Source organism: Streptomyces sp. MBT53, from assembly GCF_016654115.1.
Classification (GTDB): Bacteria; Actinomycetota; Actinomycetes; order Streptomycetales; family Streptomycetaceae; genus Streptomyces.
Genome location: NZ_JAEQAZ010000215.1, coordinates 1 through 13,363 on the forward strand (window position 1 = coordinate 1; position 13,363 = coordinate 13,363).

The window sequence follows — 13,363 nt, forward strand, 5'->3', positions numbered from 1 at the left end:
CGTCTTGGTCAGCCGGTAGACGCCCCCGGCCAGGGTCACGGTGATCGGGCCGGACGTCGAGGTGTCGATCGCCCGCACCGCGGCCTGCGCCTTGGTGAGCGTGCGGAAGGGGGTGGCGGCGCTGGTCCCCGTGTTGTCGTCGCTGCCGCCGGGCGAGACGAAGTAGCCGACCGCGGTCGCCGCGTGCGCGGGGAGGGTGAGCACCCCGATCGGCAGGAGTACGCAGGCCAGGGCCGCGACAACGCGATAAGACCCGATGAATAATCGAAGCCTCTTCCCGAGCTTCGTGACGTGAGCATGCTCTCTAATGGGAAACATGCTGGAAAGGTAGGGGTGTCGAGTTGGGACGTCAATGACCGTGACGATGAAACATCGGATCAATTGATATGGAGTCGAGCCGCGCCGGGGGCGGAACGACGCTGCGCGAAGGGGGTCTGGAGTCGAAGGGGCTCTCGGGCGGGGGACCACACGACACGCTGGGTGAGGAGGATGGGGAAGCGGCGGCAGCGGAGAGGACGAATTGATGGTGGTCAGGTCGATGCCGCACTCCGTGGTCCAGCTCGTCGTGTGCAAGGACTCGGATGCGCAGCTGCGGGCGACGCCCCGAACGGGAGCGCTGCCGGTACCACGATCGCGATCCCGGCCACCAGGCGTCGCCCCGGGTGTCGAGGCGGTGCCGCCCGAGGAGGCCACGTAGGTCTCGCTCAGCTCATGCGCGTACGTCTTCATGAGCTTCTTCGCGGTGGCGTCGTCCACGTCGGCGACCCAGGGATGGATGGCCTTCAGGACCAGCTTCTGCTGCTTGGGCGACAGCACGCTGACCTTGATGCCTTCCCTGGTCTCCGGGAACTGGCCGTCATCGCCCGGGCCGAGGAGCACGTCGTTGTACGTCGCGGACAGCCTGGCGGCGGCCACCTCGCCCTTCTTGTAGGTGAGGTTCACGGCGATGTGGTGACCGCCGAAATGGAGCTGCCACGTTCCGCCCGCTGAGGGGGTGCCGACAGACGCCGTACAGCAGAGGCCGCTGCCGTAGCCGAAGGAGCCGCCCCCGCCGGAGGGCGGAGCGCCCGTCGGGGCGTCGGTGGCCGTGGAACTCGCGCTCGCCGTGGCGGACGGGTCGGCGGAGGTCGTGCTCGACGCGGTGTCCGAGGGCGCCGGGCCCGCCCCCGCCGAACTGGTGGCCCGCACCGAGGCGAGCACGTCATCGGCCTCGATGATCTGGGTGATCTGGTCGTACCCGGAGCCCTTGCCGATCCCCGTGGCCACCTTCAACAGCTGCCGCGCGGCGGCCGGCCGAGTGCCGGTCAGGCAAATCGAGATGAGCCGGCGAGGCCCCCAATTCAAGGAACTGGTCGCCCGCCTGCGGTCCTGAGCTGCTGTCCAGCTCTGGCGGGCGGAGGCCCGGGCGGCGGTTCCGGACGGGGAGTCGGCGCGCATTCTGGCCGGGTTGGTCCAGCGGCCAACCCCCGACCGGCTCCGGATCGACCCTGCGAGCGGCCACTTCGCGCCGGCCCGGGGGGACTTCGAGGCAACCCCAACGGACGCGCCGTAAGCGCCACGTGGGTCCGTACAGCCCCCGCTCGAGACGGCTCCGCTGCCTCAGCAGACGCCGAGGTAGGGGATTTCGGGGATGAAGGTGCTCCATTGGGCCGTGGTCAGGCCGCCGCCGGTCCGCGAGCAGATCGCGGCGAGCGCGTGGGCGGGGGCGAGGTCGTAGTGCTGCAGGGGCACATGGGGGCTGGATGCGTAGAGCGTGGTGCTGTCGGGGCTGAAGGCGAGCGTGGTGATGCCCTCGCCGGGGGTGGTGACGCCGCCGCCGAGCGGTTGGTGGCTCGCGGCGTCCCAGAGCCGCAATGATCCGGCGTCTCCGGCGACGGCGAGGGTGGATCCGTCCGGGCTGAAGGCGACCGCGGTCACGGTCTCCGGCTGGGAGTCCGCGGTGGACGGAGGGAAGGCGTCGGGCAGGACGCCGAGTTGGCGGGTGAGGGTGCCGTTCCAGAGGGCGACCCGGCCGGAGGCGTCGCCGACCGCGACCAGGGTTCCGCTCGCGTTGAAGGCGACGGCGTCGACGTCCTCGCCGAGGCTGAGGGTCCGGCCCCGGTTCGGCCCCGCGGGCAGCGTCGCGACGGAGTTGTCGCCGACCAGTAGGCCCGCGCCAGGTCCTACGGCGAGGGTGTTGTTCGCGAGCGGGCCGAGGTGCGCGGTGAGGCGGTGGCCGGGTGCGTCCCATACCTCGCCGGTGGCGCCGACGCTCTGGGCCCGGCTGGCGATGAGGGTTCTTCCGTCCGGGCCGAGCACGATGGCTTCGACCTGGTCGGTGCCCGAGGACGGTGCGAGGTTCAGTGTGGATCGTACGCGGTTGTGGGGCAGGTCCCAGATGACGAGCCGCTGGTCCGAGGTCACTCGGCCCGGGACGGAGGTCCCGTAGGCGAATGACGCGCCGTCAGGGCTGAAAGCCATCAGCGGATCCACGCTGAGCGCGGCCACCGGGCCCGCGCCGTCCTGCGGGACGGGGAGGGGGACCGAGGGCAGGGTGCGCAGCGGGCGGCCGTCGGCGGTGTCGATGAGCCGGAAGGTGAAGTGGTTGCCGATCTTCTCGGCTGTGGCCAGGGTGCGGCTGTCCGGGCTGAGGGCGGTGGCGGCCGCCGGGGTGTCGAGCCAGTCGGCGGTGACCGCCTCGCCCAGGTCGAGGGTGTGCACGGTGCCGCCCTCGAGGTAGCGCAGCACGGGCCGGTTCGGGTCCCAGGCGACGTCGCCCAGCATCCGTTCGCCGTTGAGGGAGGTTCGGAAGACGGGCGGACCGGGCGCGGACAGGCGCCAGGCCGCGATCTCGTCGGCCCCGACCGCGGCCAGGAAGGCGCCGTTCGCGCTGAAGGTGACCGTGTTGGCCTTCGGATAGTCGAGATCGGCGATGAGCTGACCGGTGGTCGTGTCCCACACGCGGATACCCGAGTCGGAGACGGCGGCCAGCCGGTGCGCGGCGGGATCGAACCGGAGCAGCGAGCTCTGGTCGGAGCAGTGGTCGCCGTCGGAGCCGGTCCAGTCACCGGGCAGATCGCGGCCGGTGGCGAGGTCGTGGACGAACAGCGCTCCGCTGTCCGGGCAGACGGCGACGAGGCGGCCGTCGGAGGACGTCGCCACGTTCGACTCAGAGCCGACGGCCGTCTTGAGCAGCGGCTTCCCGTCCGGGACGGCGCGCAGCTCGGCGTCGTCGTCATTGATGCCGACCACCAGATAGCTGTGCGGGTCGCTGCTGAAACGCGCCAGATAGGTGTCGGGGACGGGTTGCGCCGCGCCGGTCCATCGGTGCGCGGTCAGGTCCCACAGCCGCCAGCCCTCGGGCGTCTCGAGCGCGAGGACGCGGCCGTCCGGGTCGGCCGCCACGCCCACCGCTGCGGGTGCGGGCAGCGTGCCGGATGAGAGCTGACGGTGGGTCAGGGTGCTCCAGGTGCGCCAGCTACGGCCGGCCGTGCTCAGGAGGGTGCGGCCGGAGTCGACGAGCGACCGCCCGGTCTCGGCGCCCTGGTCGGGATCGGTGAACACGTCCCGTTCCGGCTGGGCGAGCGAGCCGAGCAGCGCGGCCCGGGTCTCGGTCAGCTGCGCGACATGCCACGCGGCCGCGCTCAGCAGCATCGCGGTGCGCGGGTCGGTGGTGCGCAGCGAATCGGCCACCGCGGCGACGCGTCGGGCGGCGACCTGGTTGCTCTCGCGCTGGTCGGTACGGCGCAGTTGCCAGGCCGCCAGGCTGACCGTGAGCAGGACGGCGAGCAGCGCGGTGAGCGTTACCCGGGTGTTCCTCCGGCGGCGCCGGGTGCGGGCCGCCGAACGCAGATCGCGGGCGCGGGCATCCAGGGAAGCGGTGAGGAAGGCGCGCTCCGAGGCGGCCAGTTCGCGTTCGCGGCTCGGGTGGGCGAAGGCCTCGGCGGCCTGGTCCAGGCGGGTTCCCCGGCAGAGGGCTTCGGGATCGTACCCGAGTCGACGCCAGGCGTAGGCTGCCTCGCCGAGCATCCGTTGCTGCCGCAGGTGTTCGCGGTCCTCGTCGATCCACCCGCGCAGTCGCGGCCAGCTGCTGATCAGCGCCTCGTGGGCGAGCTCCACGGTCTCGCCGTCGATGGAGAGGAGCCGGGCGGCGGCGAGCTCCTCGATCACCGTGCTGAGCTCGGGATCGAGCCATTCGTCGAGTTCGGTCCGCTCGGCGGGGCGCCGGGTGTCGGCGGTGCCCTCGCCGGGGCTGATCAGCCTCAGCAGCAGCCGTCGGGCGGTGCGGACCTGTTCCGGGGTCAGCTGTTCGTGGACGCGTTCCGCGGTGGCGGCGATCGCGCCGTGTACGCCTCCTGCCGCTTCGTACGCCTCAAGTGTGAGGATCCTGCCGCGCCGTCGCCGCCAGGTCTCGAGCAGGGCGTGCGAGAGCATCGGCAGTCCGCCGGGCTCGTCGACGACCTCGTCGACGAGCCTCGCCGTCAGACGGCGTTCGACCACGATCCCGGCGGCGGTGGCCGGTCCGGTCACCGCCTCGCGCAGTTCGGCCGCGTTCATCTGTCCGACCAGCAGTGTGCTGTGCCGCAGGGCCTCGGCGAGTGGTGCGTGCTCCGCGCACCGGGCGTAGAAGTCGCCGCGCATCGCGATGACCGCGCGCAGCCGCGTCGCCGGGTCGTGCGCCGTGAGCAGCAGGTCGATGAAGCGCGTCCGCTCGTCCCGGTCCCGGCAGAGAGTGAAGACCTCTTCGAACTGGTCGACGACCACCCAGCTGTCCGGCTCGCCCTCGCCCGGGGCGAGCAGGTGCTGGAAGGCCGCCGCCGGACGTTGCCCCGGTGCCAGGATGCGCACGACCGCCGGATGCCCCAGGTCCTGTGCGTACTCCTGCAGCCGGGGCACGAGCCCGGCGCGCAGCAACGAGGACTTGCCGCTGCCGGACGCGCCCACGAGCGCGGCGAACCGGTTCTCCTGGACCACTTCCAGCAGGTCGCCGAGGATACGGTCCCGTCCGAAGAACAGCTTCCGGTCGCCGGGCTCGAACCGGGCCAGCCCGCGATACGGGGACTCGCCGTCCTGCGCGACCGGTGCGGCGCGGTCCTCGCTCGCAGCCTTCCAGTGCGCCTCCCACGCGGCCTCGTCGCCGTCGCAGGCCCTGACATAGGCCAGCGCGACAGCGAGCGACGGCAGATTCTCCCCCGCCGCGGCCCGGGACAGGGCAGTCACCGAGACGCCGACGCGTTGCGCCATCGCGCGGTAGGCCGGGCTGCCCGCTTGGCCGCGCAGGGCGCGAAGCTCGTGGGCGAAGCGCTGAATCGGGCCGGCATCGGGATCCACCGGCCGTTCCGGACGACCCACCAAACCACCTTGTCGCGGGACGGACAACAGTTCGCCTCGCACTATTGCTCGGTGAGTGGTCCATGGGCAAGCCCGGCCAGGTGAACAACAATCTCACCTGGCCGGGCTCGACCGCGTCAGCGGGCCGGGCCGTGCACCCGCTCGGCGTTCAGCGGTTCGCCCGCACGCTCACGCGTGCTCGTAGCTGGACACGTGGCTCTTCCACTGCGCGACGGTGTCCGGGATGTAGGTGCCGCCGGGAGGGGTGATCAGGAACTGGTCGTCCTGCTTGTTAGGGTTTGTCACATAGGTCAGGCCGTCGCAGCTGATCGTGATCCGCGACGACGAGCTGCCGAGCTCGTCAAGGCACTGGCCGTGTACGGACATCAGCTCGTCGCCGTCGACATACCAAATCTGGGTGTCGTCGTGGACGTTGCAGGCGGACAGCGAGACGGTACCGCTGTTGTCCTTCAGGCAGTTGCTGCCCTGGCCGATCAGGTAGCCGATGGCGCCGTCGCTGTTGGTGTTCGAGGTCTCCTCGATGTCCCAGTTGTAGAAGCGCTTGCCGGCACTGCCGGAGAACAGGTCGTTGATCGTGTCGGTCGATCCGGCGGACGCGGACGGCACACGCAGTTGCACACCGTCGGCGACCGCGTTGCCACTGGACTCCGCGATGGCCGGCACGACCGCGACCGCGGCCGCGGCCGGGAACGGGAACGCCCAGGTGCTGGTGTGCGTGACGATGTTGCCCAGCGCGCTCGTGATGCTGCTGGACATGCCCGCGCCCGCGCTGCCGATCCGCTTGGCCACGGACGCGATCGCCTTCCCGGACGCCGTGAACGCAGCCTTCACGCCCTTACCGACGTACGCCTCCTCCAGCTTGTCGAGACCGGAGAAGGCCAGCATCGAAATGGTCGCGTCGAAGAACGCGGCGCCCACGCTGGACCAGTTGATCACGCCTTCGGTCAGGTACTGGAACGCCAACGCGCCGGCGAATCCGCCCGCGAACGAAGCGAACCGTACGCCCCAGGCGCAGCCGACGGGACCGGTGAAGGAGCAGATCAACGTCGAGGCGAGGAACGTGATCGTGACATCCACCGCGATCTCCACCGCGCGGGCCGACAGGTACCCCCACTTCTTGAACGCGGCGGGCTGCGCCTGGCGGAGCTTGCTCTCACAGTTCGCGATCGCCGGGCCCCTGGTCGATGCCAGACCCGACAGCTGCCGACTGCTCAACGTGTACGAGGCGTCCTCGGCCACCGGCCCGGTCGCCACGCTCGGAGCGTTCTCCGTGTAGCCGGTCTCCACGGCGTCCACGGATCCGGTGCAGACGGACGTCACCGAGGTACCGGAGGCGGCGCTGCTGCTCGCCGGGGCGGCGGTGTTCTGGAGCAGGCCGGTGACTAATGAGAAGGACAGCGCCGCGGTGGCGGCGGTTACCAGCAACCGCCGCCAGGGGCATCTACTGAACAAGGAAGGCACAGGCCAGCTCCTTTGAGGATTGAGGGCCGCCCAGGGAGTGCGGGCACATTCGCGCGCTCGGGGCCGATCCGATCGGATCGAACCTGATCCTCGGGCCCGCGGAGTTGTTCGCCAACCCGTCTCCGGGCCCTGAACAACTCAAGTCCGCCTTCCGCACCGACCTCCGGCGCGCAGTGGCACAGCGATCCGGCCGGCGCCGACATCGGTGACCGCGGAGGCATGCCCAGAAGCAATCTCCGACGTCGAACCAGAATTCTTCGGATAACTGCCAGGTAAGGTTCCGTCGGGCGAACGGCGGTCACAGAATCTCTGACAGGAAAGAAACAGACTCCGCCGGAGTCGTCCAGAAGGAAACACGGAGGCTGATCCGTGAAGAGATTCGCGAGGATGCGGCTGCGCGCCGGCACGCTCCTCACCGGTTTCGCCGCCTTGGCATCGACCACGCTCGGTGTGGGGCTGATCCAGGCACCCCAGGCCCAGGCCGACACGACGGGGTGCGGCGGGCTGATAAACAACAACTTCGCGTACTGCATCAAAAGCGAGTCGGATTACGGGCTGCCGATCGAGGACCCATGGGTCCCGACGGCAGCCGACCAGAAGTACATGGACCAGTCGGTCATTGTCAGCCGCTGTCTGACCAGCAGTGACAACCATTGCAACTCCGACAGCGGCGCCAACGGCATCGCGTGGTGGCAGATCGACAAGATCGCCTGGGTCAACCCGCGGATGTCCGAGTACACGGACTCGAGCCAGGTGGCCTCCTCGGCTTCCGACTACGGCTGCACCAGTGGCCAGAAGGGAATCACTACCACCTTCGTCCCCGGCCACGGGACCACGTTCGAGTCCTTCGGCTTCCTGCCCGACCTGGGCGGCGAGAAGGAGTACCACCCGAACTATCTGAGCAAGGCCTTCGGCCTGAGCGCTTCCCTGCTCGGTGACCTCACGTTCGGAGCCTCCACGCCGAGCAGCTGGCAGCTCGGCGAAACGCAGACCGTGAACATCCCGGCCGGCTACAAGGGATGGGTGAATATCACCCCGGGCTTCGTCAAGCTGCAGGGAGAAGCCATCCTCCACATGCAGTACCGCTGGGGTGGGAGCAGCGTCTGGCACCACAAGGACCTGAGGGTCCGGGCTGCCACGCTCGTGCTGCCGCACATGGTGTCGTTCAACGGCTCCAAGTACCAGTCCGCGGTGAGTGCTTTCCGGGACACCACGATGAGCAGGGCGGACTGGAAGCAGTACTGCTCCGGCCAGTCCCCGAGCCCCTACCACAACCCCCAGGTCAAGGTGTACTCCAACACCAAGGGCATAGAGGTCATCGACCACTCCACCGGTTATGACCACTGCTTCAGCCTGACCTCCGCGACCAAGCCGGCCTGGCTCGACGTTCACGCGTCCAGTTCCGGTACCTCCGTGTTCCAGAAGGACAACGTCGAGGTGCGCTGGTACTCCAGCATCCTCTGCGGCTATCCCCACGCGGCGGCGCCGAACCACAGCTTCAAGCACACGGCGCCGCTGATCGACGGGCTGACCAACTGGTGGATCAAATGACGCCGGTCACTGAATCCACGGACGCGTGACCGTCCGCAACTCTCGTCGGCGACGTCGCGGAGCCCAGGAGAGGTGAAGCGGCCAAGGCACGCCCCCCGATGACGGAGGCGTGCCTTGGCCTGCTGCCGGAGGTCCGCAGGCCGCGGCTCTCCGCCCGCGATGTCGGGTTGTTTACCCCCTTGAGCTGGGATTGTGCAACAACCTCGCTCCCGCGAAAGTCCGCTGTGCGACCGGGTCGCACCATCCCCTGGCGCGACATGGGCAGGCCGCCGCCGGAAAATCGGCGGCCGCCCGCTCGCAACCGACCAGCCGACGTGCAACTGCCGAGGTTAGGAATGACATGACCACTCAAACCCTCCAACAGCCCACACCGGGGCCCGCCCGTGCAGGCGGTCGGCCGGGGCCGGAGGCCGTGGCGCCGGCCTGGGCTGCTGTCGGGATCAGAGCGAGCGAATGCGCCGACTCCGCGCTGGCCGCCGTGCTCGGGGGGCGCTTCGGGTCGGCCAGCCGGCTGCGGCTGAGCGGCGGTGGCGGTCAGCTGCTGGCACCCGTCCCGAACCGGCAGCAGGCACTGCGGCTGGCCCATCAGGTCCGGGAGGATCTCGGCGACGGAGTGTGGATCTCGGTTGCCTGGCGGCCGTACGCGGAGCTGGGGAGCGGCGTACGCGAGATAGCGAACGTCCTTGCGGTCGTGGGTGCGCTGAGGCGGGGGCCCGGCGTCTACCAGCTCGCCGACGTGGCCGTGGAGTGTGCGGTGGCGAGCAACCCGACAGTGTCCCGGTGCCTTGCGGCGCTGATCGAGCCGGTCGTCACCAGGCCGGAGCTGCTGGAGACGCTGAAGGCGCTGATCGCGGCGGACGGCAATCGGGCCCGGGCCGCGTCGGAACTCATCATCCACCGCAGCACCATCGACTACCGGTTGCAGCGGATCGAGCAGCTGACCGGCCACTCGCCGACCACGATTTGCGGGATGCGGACGCTGTGTACGGCGCTCGCGGCCCGTGCCCTGCTGCGGCTCCAGGAGACCTCGCCGAGGCAGGGCCAACCGGTTCGGCATGCCGGGGACGGACCGGAGCGGGAAGCCGTCGTGTTCCTCTTCCCCGGGTGACCCGGCAGAGCGCGGATGCGGGTCACCCGGGGCGTCGTCGGGCCCGGTGACCCGCGGAAGGCCGCTGCCAGCAGGTGCCGGGCTTGTCGTGGGCGACGTAGTTCATGGTCGGGGTGACTGTTGACGACGTCCGCGTAGGCGCTCACGTAGTGGGCGAAGGACCAGATGGGGTCGTAGCCGCGTCCGCGCCGGCTGTGCACCTCGGTGCCGACCTCCGACTGGCTGTCGTTCCACACGTAGTGGTTGACGCGGAACACCGGGTTGATCGGCACGGTACGCATGTTCGGGCGACCGTCGATCCAGCCCTCGTAGCCGTGCGGGACCGAGACGGTGACCTGGCGGCCCAGCGTGTGGGCCTTGGACCAGGACGAGGAGTAGCTGACGCTGGCACCGACCTCGGCGTCGAGGTCACCCGACTTGAAGCCGAACTTCGTGTTGATGCCGACCGACACGGAGGTGCCGTGGGTGGTGGCGTAGGACTCGTTGACCTCCAGACTGGCCGTGCCGTGACCGCAGTTGGCCACCGAGTCGTTGGAGATCCGGCGTACCGCGCCGACCCAGGTCCAGGTGGACGACGGGGAACTCGCAGTTGCCGAACGCCGGTGAGATCGTGGACTCCGCAGCGGCGTACGTGATGTTGAAGGCCTCCTTGCCACGGATGTTGATACCGGACGGCGGGTTGGCGCCAGCTGCGGGGGCAGTGGCGATCACACCGGGGGCCGCTATAACCACGGCCGCGCATGCCTTGACGTAATGCTTCATTCTGATGGTCACCCGTCTCTCGATTCCGAGGCTCGGGTCGTAAACCCCTATCCGTACCAGGAAGCGAAACGAGTACTTCCATTCCGTGAACTCAGTTCGGCGATTCTCCGAACCATCTGTGTATGGTTGTCGATTCCTTCTGAATGACGAAGAATTCGAGCTTCTCGGAATTTGTTCGGCGACTGGCCCGGCGGCTGGTTCTCGAACCGGATGGGTCCGGTATCCCGGATACAGGATTTCCAGTTCGCTGCGCGCAGTGGTGTGAGCAGGACTGCCGCTGCATTCAGGACCGCTATTCTGGAAACCGTCCCAGACCGCACCGCAGGGCGGTTGCAAGTTTCGTGTGGTGCGGTCTTTTCGGGGCTGGGGCAGGGCGAGGGCCCGGTTCTCGCGCCGGGTGGGCGCCGGGTTCCACTTCACCGGCGGGCTGGTGCGGGTTCTCGGGGCGGTCGAAGCCAGGCGAGGAGGTCGAGTGCGGGGAAGACGATCTCCAGCCAGATCCGGTTTTGTGCCATGTCGTGCAGGGGCAGATTGCGCAGGCCGGTGGCGCGGGCGGCGCGGATGCGGTCCTCTCAGCGGGCACGTCTGCGGTGACGCAGTTCGAGGTCCGCGAACCGGCCGCCTTTGGTGTTGGTCGCGAAACGGGTGGGCCACAGTCCGTCGAGGTCGGTGAAGCGCAACTGGGCGCCGGGGTGCGGCCGTTCCTTGCGGACGATCAGCCGCATGCCCTTCGGCCACGGGTTCAGGTCGGGCATGTCGGTGATCTCCGCGACCCAGGCGCCGGGCCGTTCGGCGGCGTCGGCGTCGTGGGCCGGTGTCCATGCCTTCCTCGGGATCTTCAGGACGGCCTGGTGGAGGTCGTCGGTGCTGGTCATTCCGACGGAATACGACAGCCATCGCCCGCACCGGGAGAGCCGGTCGAGGAGGGCGTGGGTGCCGCCGGCGGAGTCGGTGCGGATCAAGGTCTGCCGGCCCCGCCGCAGGCGGTTCGGCAGTTGGGCCAGGGCGAGACCTGCGGGTTCGATGTGGTCGGCGGCCGTGTTGGAGTCGGCGTTGCCGGGCCGCAGCAGCGCGGCCACCGGTTCCCCGGAACCGGCGGTGACCGGCAACTCGCCCCTCGGATACGCGGGAGCGTTCCTCCAGGTCCGGCGCGGCGACGACGCCCGGGTGGCGGACAGGATCGACGACCGGTCCGGGAGGCGGCGCCCTGGGGCGAGGGACGGGCGATAGGGCAGGCCCACTATGTGATCGCGGTGCTGGACAACGGCCTGGGCCGCTACGAGGACGCCCTGGCCAGGGCCGAACAGGCATGGGAGTACGAGGAGTTGGCGGGTTTCGGGTTCACCCTCTTAGAACTGGTCGAGGCGGGCGCTCGCAGTGAGGCCCCCGAGGCGGCCGCGGCAGCCCTGCGCCGGTTTGAGGAACAAGCCGGCGCGGCCGGCACGAACTGGGCCCTTGGCGTCATGGCCCGGTCGAGAGCGCTGCTCGGCGACGGCCAGGAGGCCGAACTGCTCTACCGCCAGGCCATCGAGCACCTCCGACGCAGCCGGGTCGCCGTCCATCTCGCCCGCACCCACCTGGTGTACGGCGAGTGGCTGCGCCGTGAGAACCGGCGCATCGACGCACGTGAGCAACTGCGCGTCGCCTACGACATGTTGAGCGGCTTCGGCGCCGAGTTGTTCATCAGCCCCCGTACCGTCGAATGGCACTTGCACAAGGTGTTCACCAAGCTCGACGTCACCTCACGGAACAAGCTCCGCGCGGCGCCGGCCCGCGCCTGACAGCCGGGAGTCCGTCGGACGGGGACGGTGCCGTCGCGACTGAACCGCTGACTTGTTGTGATTGAGGCGCGTTCGTGGCGCGGACATCGACGCCGCCACTCGATCAGCGGCCACGCTGGACAGGCTGAGTCATGGCGTCGCGGACGAGTGCGGTGTCGACGAACTGCTCGAAGCGGACGATGACGCCCCCGCGCACCACGAAGTGATGGGCGACGCGGACGTCGATCGGCTGGCTGGTGGCTTTGTTGGTCGCGGTGTAGCGGGCGAGGACGACGACGTTCTCGCCGTCGACGACGTAGGTGTCGTCGTGGGCGGTCCAGCCGTCCCAGTCCTTGCCGAGCTTCTCCATCACGTTGGACGTGACGCCGTCGGGGGTGCGGTAGGTGCCGGCGAGGGGGAAGCCGGCCATCTCCGTCCACTCGACGTCGGGGGCGAGGGTGGCGCGGAGGGCTTCGAGGTCGCCGGCGGCGGAGGCGAGGTACTGGCGTCGTACGACGTCGGCGGGGGCATCGGAGGTGGCGAAGTCGGTCATGGTCAGCCCCACTTCATCTCGCCCTTGGCGACCTTCGCGCCGATCTGGGCGGCGATCAGCATCCCGTTGCCCGGGTAGCGCGCGATGAGCGCCTGGGTCAGCGCGGCGCCGTCGGCCGCCTTGCCGAGTTCCTCCTCGAAGGCCAGGAGGTAGTCGCGGGTGGCGGTGATGGCGGAGGCGTCGGCGGGGGTGCCGGGCAGGCGGTGGCCGGGGACGACCAACTCCGGCTTCAGGGCGGCCATCTCGTCCAGCAGGCCGATCCAGGCGGCGCGGTCGTCGGGGGTGGGGGTGTCGGCGACCCAGACGTGCTCCTGCTGGAAGAGGAGGACGCCGCCGAGGAGGGCACGCTGCTCGGCCTGCCAGAGGTAGTGGCGGTCGGGCAGCGTGTCCGGGCCGCCCTTCAGCTCGAAGCGGTGGCCTTCCAGGGTGAGGTCGCCGGTCAGCGGGGTCAGGTCGACCAGGCGGGTGGGGAGGTTCGGGCCGAGCGCGGCCCAGGCCTTGAGCTTGCCCTCGTAGGAGTGGGCAATGTGCTCGATGACGAGCGGGGTGGCGACGAACGTCGCGTCGGGGAAGGCATCGGCGATCACCTCCGCGCCGAAGTAGAAGTCGGGGTCGGCGTGGGAGACGAAGACGGTGGTGAGGTTCTTGCCCGAGTCGAGGATCTCGGCGGCCAGGCGGTGTCCGTCGGCGCGGGTGAACGCGGCGTCGACCAGCAGGGCGTCGTTCTCGCCGGTGACGAGGGTGGCTGTCTTGTTCTTGCTGCCTGCCGGAAAGTCCAGGTCGAGGATCTTGAAGGAGAGGGTGCTCATCGGTGGCTCCTTGTGGGGAGGGGGTGGG

At 69.6% G+C, this 13,363-nt stretch carries 10 protein-coding genes and 1 pseudogene; 4 read left to right on the plus strand and 7 right to left on the minus strand.

Going from position 1 to position 13,363, the window contains the following annotated elements:
• On the minus strand, positions 1-942 hold a 942-nt coding region (locus JHN45_RS43885), incomplete at its 3' end, for a DUF3500 domain-containing protein (protein ID WP_374195678.1).
• A 139-nt stretch (positions 943-1,081) separates the two neighbouring features.
• Between JHN45_RS43885 and JHN45_RS54875 the strand changes: the two genes are divergently transcribed.
• Positions 1,082-1,372, plus strand: coding sequence for a hypothetical protein (locus tag JHN45_RS54875; RefSeq protein WP_374195679.1), 291 nt, complete (start codon positions 1,082-1,084; stop codon positions 1,370-1,372).
• 227 nt (positions 1,373-1,599) lie between these two features.
• Here the strand turns inward: JHN45_RS54875 and JHN45_RS43890 are convergent, their stop codons facing one another.
• Positions 1,600-5,331, minus strand: coding sequence for a hypothetical protein (locus JHN45_RS43890; protein ID WP_200709455.1), 3,732 nt, complete (start codon positions 5,329-5,331; stop codon positions 1,600-1,602).
• A 168-nt stretch (positions 5,332-5,499) separates the two neighbouring features.
• Positions 5,500-6,756, minus strand: a complete 1,257-nt coding sequence (locus JHN45_RS43895; protein WP_200709454.1) for a hypothetical protein — start codon at positions 6,754-6,756, stop codon at positions 5,500-5,502.
• A gap of 405 nt (positions 6,757-7,161) precedes the next feature.
• Here JHN45_RS43895 and JHN45_RS43900 point away from each other — a divergent pair, with 405 nt between their 5' ends.
• Positions 7,162-8,343 carry a hypothetical protein gene (locus JHN45_RS43900; RefSeq protein ID WP_200709453.1) on the plus strand — a complete coding sequence of 394 codons (1,182 nt, stop codon included), beginning with the start codon at positions 7,162-7,164 and terminating at the stop codon, positions 8,341-8,343.
• A 720-nt stretch (positions 8,344-9,063) separates the two neighbouring features.
• Here JHN45_RS43900 and JHN45_RS53630 read toward each other — a convergent pair.
• The gene (locus tag JHN45_RS53630) at positions 9,064-9,237 is read right to left on the minus strand and encodes a hypothetical protein (RefSeq protein WP_234467666.1); all 174 of its coding nucleotides are present in this window, start codon (positions 9,235-9,237) and stop codon (positions 9,064-9,066) included.
• On the opposite strand from JHN45_RS53630, the gene JHN45_RS54880 reads away from it, so the two are divergent.
• Positions 9,191-9,451, plus strand: a complete 261-nt coding sequence (locus JHN45_RS54880) for a helix-turn-helix domain-containing protein (protein WP_374195680.1) — start codon at positions 9,191-9,193, stop codon at positions 9,449-9,451. The two genes, JHN45_RS53630 and JHN45_RS54880, sit on opposite strands and share 47 nt — an antisense overlap.
• 1,211 nt (positions 9,452-10,662) lie before the next feature.
• On the opposite strand, the pseudogene JHN45_RS43910 reads toward JHN45_RS54880, so the two are convergent.
• Positions 10,663-11,310, minus strand: a pseudogene (locus tag JHN45_RS43910) (transposase); the annotation flags it as partial.
• 147 nt (positions 11,311-11,457) lie between these two features.
• Between JHN45_RS43910 and JHN45_RS54570 the strand changes: the two are divergent.
• Positions 11,458-11,994 (plus strand): LuxR C-terminal-related transcriptional regulator, encoded by a 537-nt coding sequence (locus JHN45_RS54570; protein WP_307783366.1) that lies wholly within the window; start codon positions 11,458-11,460, stop codon positions 11,992-11,994.
• A gap of 103 nt (positions 11,995-12,097) precedes the next feature.
• On the opposite strand, the gene JHN45_RS43920 is transcribed toward JHN45_RS54570, so the two are convergent.
• Both JHN45_RS43920 and JHN45_RS43925 read right to left on the minus strand, forming a co-directional pair.
• Positions 12,098-12,526 (minus strand): nuclear transport factor 2 family protein, encoded by a 429-nt coding sequence (locus tag JHN45_RS43920; RefSeq protein ID WP_201054903.1) that lies wholly within the window; start codon positions 12,524-12,526, stop codon positions 12,098-12,100.
• 2 nt (positions 12,527-12,528) lie between these two features.
• Positions 12,529-13,335, minus strand: coding sequence for an MBL fold metallo-hydrolase (locus JHN45_RS43925; protein ID WP_201054904.1), 807 nt, complete (start codon positions 13,333-13,335; stop codon positions 12,529-12,531).
• Between the last annotated feature and the right edge of the window lie 28 nt (positions 13,336-13,363).

Bases quoted from the DNA above. Each gene is read 5' to 3' on its own strand.
- JHN45_RS53630 (WP_234467666.1), bottom strand. From the start codon at position 9,237: ATGATGAGTTCCGACGCGGCCCGGGCCCGATTGCCGTCCGCCGCGATC.
- JHN45_RS43920 (WP_201054903.1), bottom strand. From the start codon at position 12,526: ATGACCGACTTCGCCACCTCCGATGCCCCCGCCGACGTCGTACGACGC.
- JHN45_RS43925 (WP_201054904.1), bottom strand. From the start codon at position 13,335: ATGAGCACCCTCTCCTTCAAGATCCTCGACCTGGACTTTCCGGCAGGC.